The 18203-nt window shown below is 68.5% G+C and carries 17 protein-coding genes; 13 read left to right on the plus strand and 4 right to left on the minus strand.

Annotation, left to right across the window (positions count from 1 at the left end; genetic code table 11):
• Positions 1–242: 242 nt before the first annotated feature.
• On the plus strand, positions 243–665 hold the full coding sequence (locus HUA76_RS32735) for a hypothetical protein (RefSeq protein ID WP_174463064.1): 423 nt from the start codon (positions 243–245) through the stop codon (positions 663–665).
• A 208-nt stretch (positions 666–873) separates the two neighbouring features.
• Here HUA76_RS32735 and HUA76_RS32740 read toward each other — a convergent pair whose 3' ends face one another.
• Entirely contained in the window at positions 874–1266 is a 393-nt protein-coding gene (locus tag HUA76_RS32740; protein ID WP_174463065.1) for a LysM peptidoglycan-binding domain-containing protein, read from the minus strand.
• Between the two features lie 407 nt (positions 1267–1673).
• Between HUA76_RS32740 and HUA76_RS32745 the strand changes: the two genes are divergently transcribed.
• Positions 1674–3299, plus strand: coding sequence for a nitrous oxide reductase family maturation protein NosD (locus tag HUA76_RS32745; protein WP_174463066.1), 1626 nt, complete (start codon positions 1674–1676; stop codon positions 3297–3299).
• A gap of 110 nt (positions 3300–3409) precedes the next feature.
• Here HUA76_RS32745 and HUA76_RS32750 read toward each other — a convergent pair whose 3' ends face one another.
• Entirely contained in the window at positions 3410–4603 is a 1194-nt protein-coding gene (locus HUA76_RS32750; RefSeq protein WP_141644826.1) for an aspartate kinase, read from the minus strand.
• A gap of 228 nt (positions 4604–4831) precedes the next feature.
• On the opposite strand from HUA76_RS32750, the gene HUA76_RS32755 reads away from it, so the two are divergent.
• The 7 genes from HUA76_RS32755 (at position 4832) to HUA76_RS32785 (ending at position 12526) form a co-directional block, all read left to right on the plus strand.
• Complete coding sequence (locus tag HUA76_RS32755; RefSeq protein WP_141644831.1) at positions 4832–5554, plus strand: ABC transporter ATP-binding protein; 723 nt, start codon at positions 4832–4834, stop codon at positions 5552–5554.
• Between the two features lie 40 nt (positions 5555–5594).
• A complete protein-coding gene (locus HUA76_RS32760; protein WP_174463067.1) occupies positions 5595–6398 on the plus strand; it encodes an ABC transporter permease in 804 nt (267 codons plus the stop codon).
• A gap of 36 nt (positions 6399–6434) precedes the next feature.
• Positions 6435–7994: a Gldg family protein gene (locus HUA76_RS32765; protein ID WP_174463068.1), complete on the plus strand. Its 1560-nt coding sequence runs from the start codon at positions 6435–6437 to the stop codon at positions 7992–7994.
• Positions 7991–9499, plus strand: coding sequence for a DUF4340 domain-containing protein (locus HUA76_RS32770; RefSeq protein ID WP_174463069.1), 1509 nt, complete (start codon positions 7991–7993; stop codon positions 9497–9499). The genes HUA76_RS32765 and HUA76_RS32770 overlap by 4 nt, the downstream gene beginning before the upstream one ends.
• 217 nt (positions 9500–9716) lie before the next feature.
• On the plus strand, positions 9717–10793 hold the full coding sequence (gene hppD, locus HUA76_RS32775; RefSeq protein ID WP_174463070.1) for a 4-hydroxyphenylpyruvate dioxygenase: 1077 nt from the start codon (positions 9717–9719) through the stop codon (positions 10791–10793).
• A gap of 30 nt (positions 10794–10823) precedes the next feature.
• Entirely contained in the window at positions 10824–12161 is a 1338-nt protein-coding gene (gene hmgA / locus HUA76_RS32780; protein WP_174453603.1) for a homogentisate 1,2-dioxygenase, read from the plus strand.
• Complete coding sequence (locus tag HUA76_RS32785; RefSeq protein WP_141644820.1) at positions 12158–12526, plus strand: Rieske (2Fe-2S) protein; 369 nt, start codon at positions 12158–12160, stop codon at positions 12524–12526. The genes hmgA and HUA76_RS32785 overlap by 4 nt, the downstream gene beginning before the upstream one ends.
• 7 nt (positions 12527–12533) lie before the next feature.
• Here HUA76_RS32785 and HUA76_RS32790 read toward each other — a convergent pair whose 3' ends face one another.
• Entirely contained in the window at positions 12534–13238 is a 705-nt protein-coding gene (locus HUA76_RS32790; RefSeq protein ID WP_141644819.1) for a metallophosphoesterase, read from the minus strand.
• Positions 13222–14079 carry a nucleotidyltransferase gene (locus HUA76_RS32795; RefSeq protein ID WP_371745463.1) on the minus strand — a complete coding sequence of 286 codons (858 nt, stop codon included), beginning with the start codon at positions 14077–14079 and terminating at the stop codon, positions 13222–13224. Before HUA76_RS32795 ends, HUA76_RS32790 begins: the two co-directional genes overlap by 17 nt.
• Before the next feature lie 208 nt (positions 14080–14287).
• Here HUA76_RS32795 and HUA76_RS32800 point away from each other — a divergent pair, with 208 nt between their 5' ends.
• The 4 genes from HUA76_RS32800 to HUA76_RS32815 are packed head-to-tail and all read left to right on the plus strand — an operon-like array spanning position 14288 to position 18192.
• Positions 14288–15262 carry a hypothetical protein gene (locus tag HUA76_RS32800; protein WP_141644817.1) on the plus strand — a complete coding sequence of 325 codons (975 nt, stop codon included), beginning with the start codon at positions 14288–14290 and terminating at the stop codon, positions 15260–15262.
• Positions 15263–15287: 25 nt separating this feature from the next.
• On the plus strand, positions 15288–15830 hold the full coding sequence (locus HUA76_RS32805) for a sigma-70 family RNA polymerase sigma factor (protein ID WP_174453602.1): 543 nt from the start codon (positions 15288–15290) through the stop codon (positions 15828–15830).
• Positions 15827–16597 (plus strand): ACP synthase, encoded by a 771-nt coding sequence (locus tag HUA76_RS32810; RefSeq protein ID WP_174463071.1) that lies wholly within the window; start codon positions 15827–15829, stop codon positions 16595–16597. Before HUA76_RS32805 ends, HUA76_RS32810 begins: the two co-directional genes overlap by 4 nt.
• Entirely contained in the window at positions 16594–18192 is a 1599-nt protein-coding gene (locus tag HUA76_RS32815) for a caspase family protein (protein WP_174453600.1), read from the plus strand. The genes HUA76_RS32810 and HUA76_RS32815 overlap by 4 nt, the downstream gene beginning before the upstream one ends.
• Positions 18193–18203 lie beyond the last annotated feature (11 nt).

The following is an 18203-nucleotide window of genomic DNA, read 5'->3' on the forward strand; positions in this document are numbered from 1 at the left end:
CCCACCCCCAGGATGGAGGAAGGCGTTGGCTCGCGACGTTGCGCTGCGTGCGCTTCGGACGAAGCCTGTGACGAGAGTCCTCAGGAGTCCGAGTGATGTCCCAAGACCGACTTCCCCCGCGGCGAGGACCTGCGCCTCTTCCCCGGACCCCTCTTCCCGAGGGAACATGTCCGGCATCCGGCCGAATGTCGCCAAGGGCCCTGACGCCCATGCCCCTTCCGTCTCCGTTCCATTCGCGCCGAGTGCTCTCCACGCTCCTGGCGGCGTCGCTCCTGGGCGCGTGTGCAACCGCGCCTCGCGCCGTGAAGGACGAGGGCACCGAGCGCATCGAGAACATCATCGGGCGACCGGACCGCGAGGAGCCCATTCCCGAGGGCATCTCCTTCGTTCCGGACACGAGTCCACTGCCGGAGGACGCTCTCGCCGTGCTCGACGAGCCAGCGACGACCGACGAGGAACCACCACCGCCACGAAACACGGTGGAGACCTATCTCGAGCAGCCCTCGTCGCCGTACTCCACGATGCAGCTGCTGGGACTGTGCACACCGCCCCGGCACGGTGCCTTCCACGCGCCCCATCCGCCCGCATGCACACTGGCGCCGGGCAGCATCCGGTTCCACATCGGTCCCAGGCCCGGGGGCAGCATCCCGGGGCTGCTTCCCTGAGCCGGACTCGCACGCCCCTCTTCGAAGAACCGGAGAGCAGCGGGCCGCGACTCACGAGCCAGCGCACCTCGCGCCAGAGGTCGCCCGCACGGAGGCATACGAAGCCCCGCGCCTGCTCCACGGGCTCACCTCGACACGACGAACCGCTCACGCGTGAGCACCCCGTGCATCGAAGGAGCCCCGAGGCTCCCCCGACACGACGGAGCGCTCAAGCCTGGGCGATGGACTTGGGCGGCAGCTTGAGCACCTGGCCCACCTTGATGTGGTCCGGGTCCTTGAGCTGGTCCTTGTTGGCCTCGAAAATCTTCGGGTACAGCTTCACGTCGCCGTAGATGTCCTTGGCCAGCTTGCCCAGCGTGTCGCCGGACTTCACCGTGTAGACGCCGTACGGCTCCGCGTGCGTCACGGTGAGGTTCACCATGACTTCCTGCTGCCACTGCGTGTGCTTCGCCTTGATCTGGTCCCAGATGCGGTCGCGGTCCCACGCGTAGTCCACCGAGCCCTTGAGGGTGAGCTTTCCATTCTCCTCGCGGGACTCGACCTTCGCGCCAATCGTCTTCGCCACGTCGAGCACGTCCTTGTAGTCATTCTGCAGGGCCATGGGCGTTCCTCCAGTCGGGTCAGGTCGCACGATGTCCACGTGACTGCCGCCGTGCGAGGGAGCGCACTGTAGGCACGCGGGCCTCGGCTCCCGTCTTGCCCTCCAGGCCCTCACCACTGCGTGCCAGCTGACACTCTCGCGAGGACGCCGGCTCCGTCGCTCCACGACAGTCCCCACGAGCACTCGCGCTTTGGCAGGAGAGCAGCCGGCGGTCCCTTTCCATTTCGCATCGGGTTCGTGGTAGCGAATGAGCACCGAGCCACGGCGCTCCTTCACCAGTGCATCACGCGCGGGAAGGATGACAGGCCGCCTGCTTCACGAGGGGCCGTACGGCACAGGCCAGCAGAATACCGCTCGCCCTCCCGAACGTTCCTTGGCTCGCTCAACCCCCAGAGGAGTCGACCCCCATGTCCACGCTGCGCAGCCTGTGCCTCATCGGAGCTTTCTCCGTGGGGGCCCTCGCCTGTAACGGAAACAAGGAGCCCCCCTCCCCCTCGGGCACCATTTCCCTCCCCACCCGTCCCACGCCTCCCCCGACCCAGCCCTCTCCCGAGCCGACGACGCCTCCCGTGACGCAGGTGCCCACGCCGTCCCCGGAGCCCACCACACCTTCGCCCCTTCCCACGCCCGAGGAGCCAGCCCCGCCTCGGTACTCGCGCGAGTGGTACGTCAGCCCGTCGGGCAACGACACCGCCGCCGGCTCGCAAGCCAGTCCGCTGCGCACCATCGCCAAGGCGCTCACCCTGGTGGGCCCCGGTGAAATCATCCGCGTCCAGCAGGGCACCTATGCGGAGAAGCTGGTGCTCGACTCCAACGTCCGCGCCGGCACCACCAGCGCGCCCATCACCCTGCTCGGCGAGGGCAAGCCCAAGCTCGTTCCCACCTCCAGCGGCTGGTACATGGTCCTGGTGCAGCGCCCGAACTGGCGCATCGAGGGCTTCGAGTTCGACGTGAAGAGCCAGCGGCAGATCGCCGTCACCTTCGCCGGAGACACCCAGGGCACGGTGCTCGCGAACAACGACCTGCACCACGGCGCCTTCGGCAGCGGCATCAGCACGGACGCCAGCGCGCGCGGCGTCACCATCGAGAACAACCACATCCATCACTTCGCTCGAGGGTCCGACGACTCGCACGGCGTCGTCATCGCCCCCACGTCGAAGGACATCACCGTGCGCGGCAACGACATCCACGACAACTCGGGCGACTCCGTGCAGTGCCTCGGGCCCGAGGGCTTCAGCAACGACGCGCCCGCCAGCGGCGTCCTCATCGAAGCCAATCACATGTACGACAACCGTGAGAACGCCGTGGACATCAAGACGTGCCACGACGTCACCGTGCGCGGCAACCGCATGCACGGCTTCACCAAGTCCTCGACGTCACGAGGTGAGGCGGTGGTGGTGCACTACTCCGCGAAGAACGTCGTCCTGGAGGACAACGACATCTCGGACGCCGCGCTGGGCATCGCCGTGGGCGGCAACCGGGTGGGCGCCCCGCCGACCAACATCTCCGTGCGACGCAACCGAGTCCACTCGCTGAAGATGCCCGAGGGCTCCGCCATCCGCATCGAGAACGGCGTCGACGTGCGCGTGCTGCACAACACCGTCACCGGGACGAAGGGCTTCGCGCTGGTGCTCGGACATGGCACCGGTGGCGACTCCACCAACGTGGCGGTGCGAAACAACCTCTTCGCCACGCGCAACGCCGTCAACCTGGGGCCCTACACCTCCGGGCTGGACCTGGCCGCCAACGTGTACCTGCAGGGCGCGAACTTCACGAAGGGCAACTTCTTCATCCCCGAGGACTCCTGGGTGGGTGAGCTGCTGGCCGCGTGGAAGCAGCAAGGCCAGGACGTGAGCTCCGCGGAGTCCGCCAACGCGCTGGTGGACACGAACACCTTCATGCCCGGCACGGGTGCGGTCGACCGGGGCATGGACCTGGGCCTGCCCTTCTGCGGCTCGGCGCCCGACGTCGGCGCGGTGGAGTCCGACTGCCCCTCGGATGCCCAGGCCGCCACCGCGGCGCTCACCGAATAGCGTCGTCGAGAGAGGACCTCCCGGCTGGATACGAGGAGGTCCTCTCCCGTGCGCCCCTCGGTCCACGCGCGGCGACAGCTTGCTGTCGATGGACCGCGACTCGTTGGACGTCACGCGCCGAGCAGCTCCCGGTGCAGCCTCGCCGTCAGCGGCTTGAGGTGGGGCTTGTCCACGAGCAGCGTGAGCTGGAGCGGTGACGTGTGGGCCGCATGCACCTTCGCGCCGAGTTCCTCCGCCGCCGCCAGGGACTGCCTCAGCGGCGCCCAGTCCGCGTTGAGCCCCACGCCCACGCAGGTGACGGTGCCCAGCTCCTCGCGCCATGACACCGCTCCGTCGAAGCGTGTGGCCAGCTCCTTGCGCAGCGCCTCCGGCCCGTGGATGTCCGCCAGCGGAACCAGGAGGTACGCGTGGGCCGTGCCCCCCGGCAGCCCGTCGAAGCCCAGGGAGCGGCCTCGCACGCCTCGGGCGTCGAGGAACTCCAACAGCTCCGGCAGCGGCACCTGCTCGCCCACCGCCAGCACCGCCAGCTCCGAGTCCGCCGTCACGCCCTTCACCCGACTGTCCGAGGGCGCCGTCAGCTCGCGAACCACCGTGCCGTTGCCCGGGGCATGCGCCGTCCTCGCGAGGATGGCGATGCCGCGCGACTTCGCCCACTCCACCGCCTGCGCGTTGAGCACCTTGGCGCCCGCGCTCGCCAGCTCCTGCATCTCGTCGTAGCTGAGCGACTCCAGCTTGCGCGCATCCGGCACCACGCGCGGGTCCGCGCTGAAGATGCCATCCACGTCGGAGTAGATTTCACACGCCTCCGCCTCCAGCGCCGCCGCCAGCGCCACAGCCGTCGTGTCCGAGCCTCCGCGCCCCAGCGTCGTCACTTCCTTCTTGTAGGAGACGCCCTGGTAGCCGGCGACGATGACGACCTTGCCGCGCGCCAGCTCGTCGTGGATGCGATAGGGCCGCACCTCGACGATGCGCGCCTGTGCATGCGCGTCGTTGGTGATGATGCCGCTCTGGCTGCCCGTGAAGCTGATGGCCGGCACCTCCATCTCCTGGAGCGCCATGGAGAGCAGCGCCATGGAGATGCGCTCACCGCACGTCAACAACATGTCCAGCTCGCGCCGCGCGGGGTCCGGGGACACCTGCTTGGCCAGGGCGAGCAGCTCGTCCGTGGTGTCGCCCATGGCACTCACCACCACCACCACCTGGTACCCGGCGTCGCGCTTGTCCTTCACCCTGCGCGCCACCTTGCGAATCTTCTCCACGTCGGCCACCGACGAGCCGCCGTACTTCTGGACCACGATAGGCATGAGCGTCTCACTACCCCTGTTGGGCGTGTCCGGGGAACCACACCGAAGCGCAGTCTTGCAGGAGCCCGGCCAGCGCGGTGAAGCACCCGAGCCGGGAGCCGGGCGTCGCCTTGACACCCCAAGGTCGGCCCCTATAGTCGGCGACGGTCTGCCCGGGCCGTCCGAGAAACACCTCCACGGCCGGCGGCCCAGGGTCGAGCGCGTCTCTCCTGGAGCCTGCCCATGGCGATGATCGAGGTACAGCACCTCACCAAGCGGTATCGCGACCGCGTGGCCATCGACGACCTCACCTTCAGCGTCGAAGAGGGCGAAATCCTCGGCTTCCTCGGGCCCAACGGCGCGGGCAAGTCCACCACGATGAAGATTCTCACCGGCTTCCTCCCGCCCTCGGAGGGAGTCGCCCGCGTGGGAGGCTTCGACGTCTTCACGCACCCGCTGGAGGTGAAGCGCCGCATCGGCTACCTGCCGGAGGCGCCGCCCCTCTATCCGGACATGACGGTGCACGGGTACCTGAAGTTCGTCGCGGCGCTCAAGCGCCTGCCCGCCCGGGAACTCAAGGGCGAAGTCGAGCGGGTGGCCGGCCTCACCGGCGTCACGCACGTGCTCGGCCGCCTCATCCAGAACCTGTCCAAGGGCTACAAGCAGCGCGTCGGCATCGCGCAGGCGCTGCTCGGCTCGCCCCAGGTCCTCATCCTCGACGAGCCGACGGAAGGGCTGGATCCCGCGCAGCGCGCGGAGGTGCGCGCGCTCATCAAGAGCCTCGCGGGCAAGCACACCGTCATCCTCTCCACGCACATCCTCCCGGAAGTGACGATGACGTGCGAGAAGGTCCTCATCCTCAACCAAGGGCGCATCGTCGCCTACGACGACCTCCGCAAGCTGGCCGGCTCCCAGGGCACCTCGGAGAGCGCGTCGCTGGAAGAGGTCTTCATCAAGCTGACCGCCGCCTGAGCGCGACGCCCGTCCCCTCCTTCAAGGAACCCCCCGGTCCATGCGCATCGCCCTGGCCATCGCTCGCAAGGAGCTGTCCCTCTTCTTCACCACCCCGTGGGCCTATGGCGTCTTCACGGCGATGGTGGCGCTCTCGTCCTTCTTCTTCGTGAACCTGCTCGCGACGTTCCAGCAGGTGCAGGAGCAGGCACGGGAAGTCACGTGGGCGATGATGCCTCCGGACATGACCGCCTACCGCAACCTCACCGACGGGGTGATGGTGCAACTGTGGGGCATGGTCATCATCATCACCCTCTTCATCGCGCCCTTCCTCTCCATGCGGCTGTTCGCGGAGGAGAAGCGCAACAAGACGTTCGAGCTGCTGATGACCGCGCCAGTGCGCCCCATCGAAATCGTCCTGGGCAAGTACCTGGGCGGACTGGGCATCATCTCCGCGACGCTGGGCCTCACGCTCATCTTCCCGCTGGTGCTCTCCGCGTTCGGCCATGCGGAGTCCGGCACCGCGCTGGAGTGGCCCACCGTGCTCCTGGGCTACGGCGGCATCCTGCTGTGGGGCGCCACGTGCATGGCGGTGGGCATGTTCATCTCCGCGCTCACGGAGAGCCAGATGCTGGCGGCCTTCCTCACCTTCGCGGTGCTGCTGCCGTGGATGCTGCTGTCGGGCGTGGCGCAGGCCACGGAGGAGCCGCTGCGCTCGGTGCTGACGTACCTGTCCTTCGACGCGCAGTTGCAGAACATGCTCAAGGGCATCCTCGACGTGCAGACGCTCGTGTTCTTCGCCTCCGTCATCGTCTTCTCGCTGCTGCTCACCCACCGCACCGTGGAAGCGCGGCGCTGGGCCTGACATGGCCCGCGCTCACGCGAAAGGGAATCCCCGCACATGAATGCGACCCTCCTCGGTCGATACCTGGGCGCCTTCGGGCTCCTGCTGCTGCTGTCGAGCCCCTTCACCCTCTTCGTCACCTCCGGCAACCCCATTGCCGCGGGTGTGAAGGCGACTGTGGGCCTTGTGCTGCTCGGCGTGTACCTGGCGACGAACCTGAAGCACTTCGGCAAGCTCGCCTCGCACCGCTCGAGCTTCTTCTTCCTGCGCACGGGACTCACCGTGTTCGCCGCCCTGCTCGCGCTGGTGGCGCTCAACTACGTCGCCTTCCAGAAGAGTCCTCGCTGGGATTTGACGAAGGGGCGCATCCACACGCTGGCGCCGCAGACGCTCGCCACGCTGGAGGCCCTGCCAGAGAAGGTCCTCGCCATTGGCTTCGTGCCTCCGACGCACGAGTCCTACGGCCTGTTGGACACGCTGTTCCAGCGCTACCGCGCGCAGGCGCCGGAGCACTTCGAGTACACGTTCAAGGACGCGCGCCGCAGCCCGGACCTGGCCGCGAAGTACCAGCTCAAGGAGGGTCAGGCGAGCGTGGTGCTGGTGCGTGGCGAGGCGCACACGACGCTGCAGGCCGTCTCCGAGCAGGACCTGACCAACGCGCTCATCAAGCTGAACGCGGTGGGCACGCAGCGGGTGTACTTCGTCACCGGCCACGGTGAGTGGCCGCTGGCCAAGGACGAAGCGGCCCCGAATGACCCGGGCGCCACCATGTCCGAGCTGCGCAGGCAGCTACTTCAGGAGGGCTACGGCGCGGAGGCCATGTACCTGGCGGGCGCGACGGACGTGCCCCGGGATGCCTCGCTGGTCATCATCGCGGGTGCTCGCGCGCGCTTCACGACGCCGGAGGTGGAGGTGCTGAGCAAGTACCTCGCGGGCGGCGGCAGGCTGCTCTACTTCACGGACGCGGGGTTGGAGGACGGTCTGGGCGGGTTGCTGGCCGAGTACGGCATCCAGCTCGACGAGGGCATCGCCGCCGACGCGCAGTTCAACAGCGGAAATCCCTACGTGGTGCTCTCGCGGTTCTACAGCAACCACGCGATGGTGCTCCCGCTGCGGCAGCGCGGGCTGAACGTGGAGCTGCCCACGCCGCGCAGCCTCACGCTGCTGCGCGAGGGATTCGCGGAAGGCGTGCGCGTGGAGCCCGTGGTGCACACCTCTCAGTACGGCTGGGTGGAGACCAAGCCGGAGGAGAACGCGGTCCCCTCCGATGGCGAAAAGACGGGCCAGCTCACGCTCGTGGCCGCCATCGTCCGCGACACGAAGAACGCCGCCAACAAGCGCTTCGACGAGGCGCGACTCGTGGTGATGGGTGACGCGGAGCTGCTGTTGGATCCGAACTGGGGCCATGAGCCCAACCGCAACCTCGTGATGAACGCGCTGGGCTGGGCCTCCAATCAGGTGACCAAGGTCACCCTGCGCCCCCCGGACCGCGAGGTGTCGACGCTGGAGCTGGACGCGGACGACATGGACCACATCCGCTTCATCTCCACCGACCTGCTCCCCCTCACCATGATGGGCCTGGGACTGGCCATCTGGCTGACCCGGCGGAACAAGTGAGCGCCACGGGCAAGGCGTTCGTGACGGTGGCGGTCCTCGCGCTGGGCGCGGGAGGACTGACCTTGTCCGCGTGCTCCGACGGCACCTCGCGGCGAGGCTCCGAGACCCCGGCGGTGTCAGAGAAACTGTTCGCCCCGCCGTCCAGCGCGACACAGGGGGCGAAGGCCGCCGCGCCCGTGTTCACTCGCATCACCGTGCGGGCCCAGGGCGACACCACGGAGCTGGCGCGCGAGCCGGATGGCGCGTGGCAAATCGTCGTTCCCGTGAAGGCTCGCGCGGAGGCCGCCGCGGTGGAGGCCCTGCTGGAGACGCTGGGGAGCACCGCGTCGAGCCCCCTGGTGAACGACGCGCCCACCGACGCCGACCTGGAGAAGTACGGCCTCAAGTCGCCCGTCTTCAGCGTGACAGCACACGCCTTCCTGCCGGACGCGAGCGGCGGAGGTGAAGACGTCCCGAGCCGCCAGCACACGGTGACGCTACACGGCGGCGTCGAGAACACCTTCGACGGGTCCGTGTACGTGCGTCGTGACGGGGACTCGAAGGTCTACGCGGCCCAGGGTTCGGTGCGATGGAGCCTGGACAAGGACACCTTCGCGCTGCGCTCGAAGGAGCTGCTCGGCGGACTGGAGGCGACCGCGCTCGCGACCATCGAGGTGCGGGCCCAGGAGCGAAGCTACGTGCTGCAGCACGAGACGGGCACGACGAAGTGGCGCCTGACGAAACCCGTGGCCGAGCGCGCGGACGAGGCTCGGGTGGCGACATTGTTGAAAAACTTGAAGGAGCACCGGGCGCTCGCCTTCCCCTCGGACTCCGCGCAGATGCGGAAGAAGCTGGGACTGGAGTCGCCGCTCGTCGATGCGCGCTTCACTCCGCTCTCGGGCGAACCCGTGCGCATCCGACTCGCCCAGGTGATGGAGGACGGCACTCCGCGCATCCACGCGCTGCGGGAGCAGGGCCCGGACGCGGTGCTGGCCGAGGTGTCGGACGGCGCGCTCACGGTGCTCGACGTGGACGTCCACGAATTGAAGGACAAGCACGTGCTGAGCTTCCGGCGCGAGGACGTGCGACGCGTGGTGTTCCACCCTGGCGGAGGCGCGGCCCCCATCATCCTGGTCAACGCCTCGGAGACGGATGGCGGCACGGAGTCGTGGCGGGTGGAGTCACCGAAGCAAGGCAAGGCCCAGCACTTCCGCGTCGTCTCCCTGCTGCGCGCACTGGGCGCACTGAAGGCCACGAGCTTCGGAGACGCAAAGCCACGAAGCTGGGCGAAGTACGGCATCGACGAGGCCTCACGCGGCGCGGTGCTGCTGGGCGCGGATGGACGCGAGCTGGCGCGACTGTGGCTGGGCGGCGACGTGCCCGACTCGTCGGGCTTGAGCTACGTGCGGGGTTCGGGACCCGAGGTGATGGAGGTCTCCATCGAAGGACTCGTGCTGCCGGTGCGGGCTGAAGACCTGATGGAAGGCGCCCCCGCACCGGAGCCCACGGAAGCGCGCGGTCCGTGAGGATGAGCCCGCTCCTGCTGTGACAATCCACGACCCTCCGTAGGTGACGCGACGCGGTGCCGCGTTTGACGCGCCACCCGTGCGCATTCGCGTGGGCCCTCCCTCTGGAGATTGTGAAAGGGCCTGACATTCTCTGGCAGTGCTTTGTGCTTTCCTCCCTGGCCGCCACTCCCTACCTTCCAAGGCACACTCGCAGACGTTTCGCGGAGGCTGGGTCATGATGAGCACGGCGGAAAACCCTCTTGGACTGAATGGCTTCGAGTTCGTGGAGTTCACGAGCCCCGCCCCCGAGGCAATGGTGAAGCTGGTGGAGATGCTGGGGTTCACCGCCTTCTCCAAGCACCCGAGCAAGGACCTGGTTCGCTACAAGCAGGGTGACATCAACCTGCTCATCAGCCGGGAGACCACGGGCCAGGCCGCCGAGTTCCGCGCCGCCCACGGTCCGTCCGCCAACGCGATGGCCTTCCGCGTGGCCAATGCCCGCACCGCGTACGAGATGGCGCTGGAGCGCGGCGCCATCCCGGCCGACCCCGCCGCCAGCTCCCTGGGCGAGGGCTTCTATGTCCTCCAGGGCATCGGTGGCAGCCTGCTGTATCTCATCGACCGACACGGTCCGAGCGGCACCATCTACGACTCCTGGGTGCAGATTCCCGGCGCCGTCGAGGCCGAGGCCCGCAACAGCGTGGGCCTGGAGTCGCTGGACCACCTGACGCACAACGTGCGCCGGGGTGAGATGCGGACGTGGTCGTCCTTCTACAACCGCATCTTCGGCTTCACCGAGCAGAAGTACTTCGACATCAAGGGCCAGGCCACGGGCCTGTTCAGCCAGGCGATGATTGCGCCGGACCGCGCCATCCGGATTCCGCTCAACGAGAGCCAGGACGAAAAGTCGCAGATCGAGGAGTTCATCCGCGAGTACAAGGGCGAGGGCATCCAGCACCTGGCCCTGGCCACGCAGGACATCTACAGCACCGTCGAGAAGCTGCGCGCTCGCGGCGTGGACCTCCAGGACACCATCGAGACCTACTACGACCTGGTCGACTCGCGCGTCCCCAACCACGGCGAGGACCTGGAGCGCATGCGGAAGAACCGCATCCTCATCGACGGCAATCAGCAGGAAGGCCTGCTGCTGCAGATCTTCACCGAGAACCTGTTCGGGCCCATCTTCTTCGAGATCATCCAGCGCAAGGGCAACGAGGGCTTCGGCAACGGCAACTTCCAGGCGTTGTTCGAGTCCATCGAGCTGGATCAGATCCGCCGCGGCGTCATCAAGGTCGACAAGTCCCGGAAGTAGTCTCGGGCCCGACTTCGGAGGAGCGACACGGTGACTCTCGAGAATCGAACCGCGGTACCTCCGAAGAGCGGGCTCCGACAGGCGCCCGGTGACTATCTCTCCGGCTTTGGCAATGAATTCGCCACGGAGGCCGTCCCGGGTGCCCTGCCCGTGGGGCGCAACTCACCGCAGCGCGCCCCGTTCGGGCTCTACGCGGAGCAGCTCTCCGGCACGGCCTTCACGGTGGCGCGCCGGGAGAACAAGCGCTCGTGGCTGTATCGGCTGCGGCCCAGCGCCAACCATCCCGCGTACAAGGTCCATCCCCAGGGCCTGTTGCGCGGTGGCCCGTTCGACGAGGTCCCGCCCACGCCCAACCGCCTGCGCTGGAGTCCCCAGCCGGCGCCGACCGCGCCCACCGACTTCGTCGAGGGACTGGTCACCTACGCGGGCAATGGAGATCCAGGCACGGGGGCGGGCATCGCCATCCACCTGTACCTCGCCAACCGGTCGATGACGGACAAGGTGTTCTACGACGCCGACGGCGAGCTGCTCATCGTTCCGCAGGCCGGGCGGCTGACGCTCGTGACGGAGCTGGGCGTGCTGGACCTGCGGCCCGGCGAGATGGGCGTGGTGCCCCGGGGCGTGCGCTTCCGGGCGGAGCTGCCCGAAGGGCCGGTGTCGGGCTACATCTGTGAGAACCACGGCGCCCTCTTCCGCCTGCCAGACCTGGGGCCCATCGGCTCCAACGGGCTGGCGAACGCGCGCGACTTCCTGACGCCCGTGGCCGCCTTCGAGGACGTGGACCGCCCGACGCTGGTCGTCCAGAAGTTCCAGGGGCGCCTGTGGGCGTCCCAGTTCGACCACTCCCCGCTCGACGTGGTGGCGTGGCACGGGAATCTGGCGCCGTACAAGTATGACCTGTCGCGGTTCAACACCATCGGCACGGTGAGCTACGACCATCCGGACCCGTCCATCTTCACGGTGCTGACCTCGCCCAGCGAGTCACCGGGCACGGCCAACTGCGACTTCGTCATCTTCCCGCCCCGGTGGATGGTGGCGGAGAACACGTTCCGGCCGCCGTGGTTCCACCGCAACGTGATGAGCGAGTTCATGGGGCTGGTGCAGGGTGTCTATGACGCGAAGGCCGGAGGCTTTGCTCCGGGCGGCGCGTCCCTGCACAACTGCATGAGCGGCCACGGTCCGGACCGGGCGAGCTACGAGCAGGCCCTCCGCGCGGACCTGAAGCCGCACAAGATTCAGGACACGCTCGCGTTCATGTTCGAGTCCCGGTGGACCATCCGCCCCACGCGCTTCGCGGTGGAGACGCCGGCGATGCAGTTGGACTACGACGACTGCTGGGCCGGGTTCGAGAAGGCCCGACTGCCTTGAGCCTGCCTCCAAGGCAGCGCGTCTGGACGACGCCCTCCGACGTCGAGCTCTGCCCGGTGGACTCGCTGGAGGACCCGGGCTCGCGCAACATCGTGCTCCAGATTGGCGAGGCGTTCTTCCACGGCTTCCTCGTGCGCAAGGGCACCCAGGTCCACGGCTATGTGGACCGGTGCCCCCACGCCGGGCTCCCGCTGGCGCGCGTGTTGGACCGCTACCTGACGCCGGACAAGCAGCTCATCGTCTGCGCGTGGCACGGCGCCCTGTTCCAACCCGACGACGGGAAGTGCGTCGGCGGCCCGTGCAGCGGTGCGTCGCTGACGTCCTGGCCCGTGAAGGTGGAAGCCGGGATGGTCGTCACCGCCTGAGTCCGGCTCACACTTCCAGCAGCACGTAGCGTTGGTCGGGAGTGTGCCGGGCCAGCAGGGGCATGGCCACGTTGAAGACGGGGATGCCGTTCTTCGTCTTGCCCTGGAGCGCGCCGTGGTGCGCGTGTCCGTGGAACACCGCCTCCGCGCCGTAGTGATCAATGGGCATCGCCAGCCGGCTCGTCCCGAGGAAGGGGCGGATCTCGATGTTCTCCCCCTCCAGCGTCTCCGGGATGGGGGAGTAATGCATGATGATGATCTTCCTCGGCGTGTCGAGGTGGCTCAGCGCCGCCTCCAGCTTCAGCGACTCCGTCACCGCCTCCTGCACGAAGCCCTTGGTCTGCGCCTCGCCGAAGGCCTGCAACGTCGCGTTGCCATAGCCGCCGCCAAAGCCCTTCACGCCAGCCACGCCGAGCACCTTCTCGAAGATGAAGTGGTCCCCATCGAGGATGTGGATGCCCACCTTCGCGAGCTCCGCGCAGATGTCCTTCACCTGGCCGTGCTCGTAGTCGTGATTGCCGAGCACCGCCGCGCACGGCACCCGCAGCGCGGACAGCTCCTCGGCGAGCACCTTGCCCTCCTCGAGCATGCCGCGGTCCGTGAGGTCCCCACACAGCACCAGCAGGTCCGCCGTGGCGTTCACCTGCTTGACGAGGTGGCGAAAGCGTCCGTGCTGGTCCTCCCGGCAGTGCAGGTCACCGACTGCCGCCAATCGAATTTTCGAGCTCGGATCCCTCGCCACGCTCGCCCCCCTGCTGTCGTTCGTTTTCGTCCCAGGCCCGCCCGTCCCTGAACCCCCAGTGGTGGATGTCCACGTGGTAGTTCACCTTGGAGACGAGGTTGCCGCGACACAGCTTCTCCTCCCAGCGCCCCTCGCGGATGCTGTCCAGCGTGCGGCGCATCAACTCCGCCATCACCCACTCCGGCACCAGGTCCCTCTCGGAGGGATAGGCGAAGCGGAACATCATCAGGTGACTGAGCAGCACTTCCCAGTACCGGTCGAACCGGCGCATCAGCCGGTCCCAGTCCATGACGTGGCCCGCCTTGAGGATGAGGTGGTTGACGTCCGCGCCGTCGTAGCGCTCGCGCTCGACGACGAAGGCCTTGGACCAGATCATCTCCTCGGCGGGCGCCACCAGACACTCGTGCCCGAAGACGGTGGCCGTCTTGGCGAATTGGAACCACTCGTCGTCGACCACCGCCACGCCGTTGCCGGACGAGAAGATGAAGTCGACGAAGTAGTCACCCTTGAAGGCCTTGTAGAGCCACACCTCGTCGGTGCGCTCGGTGCGCCAGCCGTCCTTCTCCAGCACCTGGAGCGCCCGGAGCGCGTCCGCCTTGCGGGGGAACAGGTCCAGGTCCTTCGTGTCCCGGTAGATGCCGGTATAGGTGGCGTATGCGTACGCACCTCCCACCACGAAGGGCACCCCCGCGTCGCGCAACAGCCCCACGGCCCGTGCGCGGGCGTTGATTTCATCCGCCGTGCGCTCCCGTTCCGCGAGCGAGGCGTCCGTGCCCATCTCCCCGGGATGGTTGGGGTGTCGTTTTTCCATGGGCGAAAGGTAGGGACGGTGCATTTCCGCCGTCCGAAGGCCGGGTGAAGTCGCCCGAGGGGCGTCCGAGCGACCTCCAACCCCCTGGAATCCCAGCGCATTTCAGAACCAGGCAGGCGTGCTTTCTGTTTTTCGGCGGGGCTGTGTCCATTGAGGCGAACACGCTGCTGCACGGCCCGCCGGGGGCCATCCGAAAGGTAGAAGGACCATGCTGCGCAAGAGCCTGCTGTGCGCCTCCCTGTTGCTCGCCGGTTGCGATCCTGACTCGAAGCAGGACGCCGATTCGTTCCGCGAGGGACTTCCCTCCAAGCAGATGGTGGAAGTGGCCTCGCCCGGCCCGGACGGTCAGGGACTGACCGCGGCCTCCGCCGAGAACCAGACGTCGGAGTACTACGTGCTCACCGTGGCCGCCGCCGCGAGCATCAACGGTGGGACGCTGGGAGTGCTCGGCCTCATCGAGGCCATCGTCAAGCACCCGCCGTCCTCCATCCAGGGCGACGTCGCGGTGTGGGGTCCGCACACGGAGGCCCTGAGCCCCATCACCTGGAAGCTGACCGTCACGCGCACCGATGACGACACCTACGGGTGGGTGCTGGCGGCCAAGGCGAAGATCGAGCCCGACACGAACTTCAAGACGGTGCTGGCCGGCTCGCACACGGCGGCGGTCGATGATGATGGCGAGCGCCGCTCCGGCTATGGCTCCGGACAGTTCCTCATCGACTGGGAGAAGAACAACTCCCTGCCTGGCAACGAGGGCGAGACGGGCGTGGCGACGATGGAGATTCGCTACGCGCGCACGGCCCCGAACGCGGTGGCCTCCGTGGAGGCGGACTTCCAGGTGGATGCCGGCGGAGGCACCCTGGCGAGCGCGAACTATCGTTTCAAGCAGGCCCCGGGCACCGGCGGCGAGCTGGACTACGTCGTGAAGCAGAACATCGACGTGGACCCGACGCGCTCGAAGCTGGAGAAGCTGTCCATCAAGAGCCGCTGGGAGCGCACGGGCCTCGGTCGCTCGGACATCAAGCTGTCGGGCGGAGACCTGTTCGGCGAGGCCACCATCAACGAGTGCTGGGACAGCAACTTCCGCAGCGCCTACCACGCGGTCAGCTACAACCCGGCCATCGGCTACGGGACGGTGAGCGCCTGCGGCAGCTTCAGCACGGCGGTCTACTCCACGCTGTGAGCCGGCTCGCGGTAGTCTGCGGCGCGTGACAGGAACGCGCCAGCCGGCCCTCAGGGTCATCCAGGGGGGTCCCCAGCAGGACCGGCGGGACTTCCTGCGCGACCTGTACACGCGGTACGGCGGCAGCGTGATGGGACGCTGCCGCTACCTGTTGAAGGACGCGGCGAGGGCGGAGGACGCGATGCACGACGTGTTCGCCCGAGCGCTTGTCCACGCGGACGACTTCCGCGCGGATGCCTCGCCGCTGACGTGGCTGATGAAGATCGCCACGCACCACTGTCTCAACCAGCTCCGCTCGGAGCGGGCGGGCTGGAGGCAGTGGTTCGAGCGGGACGCGGCCGCGCGCCCGGAAGCCCACGGGGGTCCGGGAGAGATGGAGACGCGGGACCTGGTGCGCCGGCTGCTGTCCCGGGTGGATGCGGAGACGCAGGCGGCGGTGGTGCACTACCACGTGGATGGGATGACGTTGGAAGAGGTGGCGGCGTTGCTGGGGCGCTCGGTGCCCACGATTCGCAAGCGGCTGGAGCACTTCGCCGCGCTGGGTGGAGAGGAGCTGAGGGTTCGATGAGCGCGCACGAGTCGGAGTGGACACTGCGACGCCTGAGGGCCGGTGAGCTGGGCTCGCCCGAGGCCACCCGCGCGCGCGCCCACGCGGCGAGCTGCGACACGTGTGGCGCCGTGCTGAGCGGCCTCGAGTCGAACCAGGCCCGCTTCGAAGCAGAGCTTCCCTTCGAGCGCTTCGAGCTGGGAGTGCAGCGCGCGTTGGAGCGACAGCAGCGGCGTGACGCGCTGAAGCCCTCCCCCCGGCGCTGGCTCGCTCCGACGGTGGCGCTGGCCGCGTCGGTGCTGATGGTGGTGCTGGCCCGGCCGCTGCTGAATCAGGGTCCGGGTTGGGACCGGAGCAAGGGCGGCGCGGACATCGCGGAGCTGCGCATCGGCGGAGGTCCCGGGCCCCAGCGCGAGGTGAAGCCGGAGGCTCCCGAGGCCCTGGAACCGGGTGAGCGGGTGATGCTGGGCTACAAGGCGGGCACCCACCGCTACGTGGCCGCCGTGTCCGTGGATGCCATCGGCGAGGTGACGGCGCTGCATCCGGAGTCCGGCGCGAGCGCCCCCGTGGAGTCCGGCGAGGACCTGCACTGGCTGCAAGGAAGCTGGGAGTTCACCGGCTCTGGAGCCGAGCGCGTGGTGCTGGTGCTCGGGGATGAATCGTTCACGGTGGAGTCGGTGGTGGAGGCGACCCGTCGTGCGTTCACGGCGGCGAACGGCGAGGTGGAGCGGATGTCCCAGCTCGACGTGCCGGGTGCGCAGACGCACTGGGTGCTGTTCAAGCCATGAGCCCTCCCCTGCTTCCTTCCTGGCGCGCGCTGGCCGCCCTCCTCGTGCTCGGTGCCTCGGCCGCGCATGCGGACAGCTTGCGCCGCTTCGCGCTGGTGGCAGGCAACGACGAGGGCGGCGACGAGACGCGGCCCCTGCGCTTCGCACAGGACGACGCGCGGAAGATGCACGGCCTGCTGGCGCGCCTGGGCGGTGTCGCGCCCGGCGACGCGATGCTGCTGCTCAACGAGTCCTCGAAGGACTTCCTCGCGGCGCTGACGCAGTTGGAGGCCCGAGCGAAGGAGGCTCGGGCGCGAGGTGAGCGCACGGCGCTGCTCGTCTACTACTCCGGCCACGCGAAGGACGGCACGCTGCGCCTGGGCAACACGCGGCTGGGCTTCGAAGACCTCAAGCAGCGGCTGTCGAACGCGCCCGCGGATATCCGCATCGCGATTCTCGACTCGTGCCGCTCTGGCGCGCTGACGCGCACCAAGGGCGCGCGACGGGCACCTGCCTTCGAAATCGAGTCCGGCGCGGCGCGCGATGCGCGGGGCCTGGTCATCCTCACCTCCAGTTCGGCGGACGAGGACTCGCAGGAGTCGGACGCGCTGCGCGGCAGCTACTTCTCGCACCATCTGGCCAGTGGCCTGCTGGGTGACGCGGATCGCAGCGGTGACGGACGCGTGACGCTGTTCGAGGCGTACTCGCATGCCTACGCCCGCACGGTGGCGGACACGGCGGCCAGCAGCGGGGGCGCTCAGCATCCGACGTTCAGCTACGACCTCGCCGGCAACGGGGACCTGGTGCTGACGGACCTGCGCGCGGGCGGCGACGGGCTGGTGGTGCCAGGGCTCGCGCCCGCGGGCATGTATTACTTCGTGGACCCGGGCGGCATGGTGGTGGCGGAGCTGGACAAGACGCCCGACGTGGAGCGCCGCGTGGCGCTCGCGCCCGGCACGTACCGCGTGAAGCGAAGGCTGTCGGACCGGCTGCGCATCGGCGAAGTGGAAGTGTCCCGGGGACGGCAGGTGGTGCTGGAAGAGGCGCGGCTGCGAGACGCGCCGTTCTCGGACGACCCGGTGAAGGGCGCGGCGCCGGAGGGCGGAGCGTGGTGGACGGTGGGCGTGTCCGGTGGCGTGCAGTCCTTCTTCGATGCGCCCACGCGCCAGTCGCTCTTCCTGTCGGTGGGCATGCTGGGCGCGGAGGCGCAGCTTCACGACTACTTCCGCCGCGACTGGGTGTGGGGCGTGGACGTGGCGGTGGGCGGGAAACAGGCGCTGCTGGCGTTGCCGACCCTGAGTGGACCGCCCTACAAGTATTCGGTGACGAGCCTGGGCACGACCCTCACGTCCGAGTGGCCGCGAGGCACCGTGGCGCCCTTCGTGGGCGCGCGCATGGCGTATCTGGTGATGCGCCGCGACTTCGAGGAAGCGACGTACCCGGACCAGAAGTACGCGATGTTCTCCCCGGGCCTGGTGGCGGGCCTGCGGTGGCAACCCCTGCGGCGCCTGCACGTGACGGGACGCGCGCGGCTCCACTACCTCCTCTACACCGTGGATGAGCAACGCTCGCTGGGCTTCTGGGAGCTGGGCGCGCTCGTCACGTATCAGCCTTGAGGGAGCGTTCG

The organism is Myxococcus sp. CA056 (assembly GCF_013336715.1).
In the GTDB taxonomy this organism is placed as follows: domain Bacteria; phylum Myxococcota; class Myxococcia; order Myxococcales; family Myxococcaceae; genus Myxococcus; species Myxococcus llanfairpwllgwyngyllgogerychwyrndrobwllllantysiliogogogochensis.

Bases quoted from the DNA above. Each gene is read 5' to 3' on its own strand.
- HUA76_RS32740 (WP_174463065.1), bottom strand. From the start codon at position 1,266: ATGGCCCTGCAGAATGACTACAAGGACGTGCTCGACGTGGCGAAGACG.
- HUA76_RS32745 (WP_174463066.1), top strand. From the start codon at position 1,674: ATGTCCACGCTGCGCAGCCTGTGCCTCATCGGAGCTTTCTCCGTGGGG.
- HUA76_RS32750 (WP_141644826.1), bottom strand. From the start codon at position 4,603: ATGCCTATCGTGGTCCAGAAGTACGGCGGCTCGTCGGTGGCCGACGTG.
- HUA76_RS32755 (WP_141644831.1), top strand. From the start codon at position 4,832: ATGATCGAGGTACAGCACCTCACCAAGCGGTATCGCGACCGCGTGGCC.
- HUA76_RS32760 (WP_174463067.1), top strand. From the start codon at position 5,595: ATGCGCATCGCCCTGGCCATCGCTCGCAAGGAGCTGTCCCTCTTCTTC.
- HUA76_RS32765 (WP_174463068.1), top strand. From the start codon at position 6,435: ATGAATGCGACCCTCCTCGGTCGATACCTGGGCGCCTTCGGGCTCCTG.
- hppD (WP_174463070.1), top strand. From the start codon at position 9,717: ATGATGAGCACGGCGGAAAACCCTCTTGGACTGAATGGCTTCGAGTTC.
- HUA76_RS32795 (WP_371745463.1), bottom strand. From the start codon at position 14,079: ATGGAAAAACGACACCCCAACCATCCCGGGGAGATGGGCACGGACGCC.
- HUA76_RS32800 (WP_141644817.1), top strand. From the start codon at position 14,288: ATGCTGCGCAAGAGCCTGCTGTGCGCCTCCCTGTTGCTCGCCGGTTGC.
- HUA76_RS32810 (WP_174463071.1), top strand. From the start codon at position 15,827: ATGAGCGCGCACGAGTCGGAGTGGACACTGCGACGCCTGAGGGCCGGT.
- HUA76_RS32815 (WP_174453600.1), top strand. From the start codon at position 16,594: ATGAGCCCTCCCCTGCTTCCTTCCTGGCGCGCGCTGGCCGCCCTCCTC.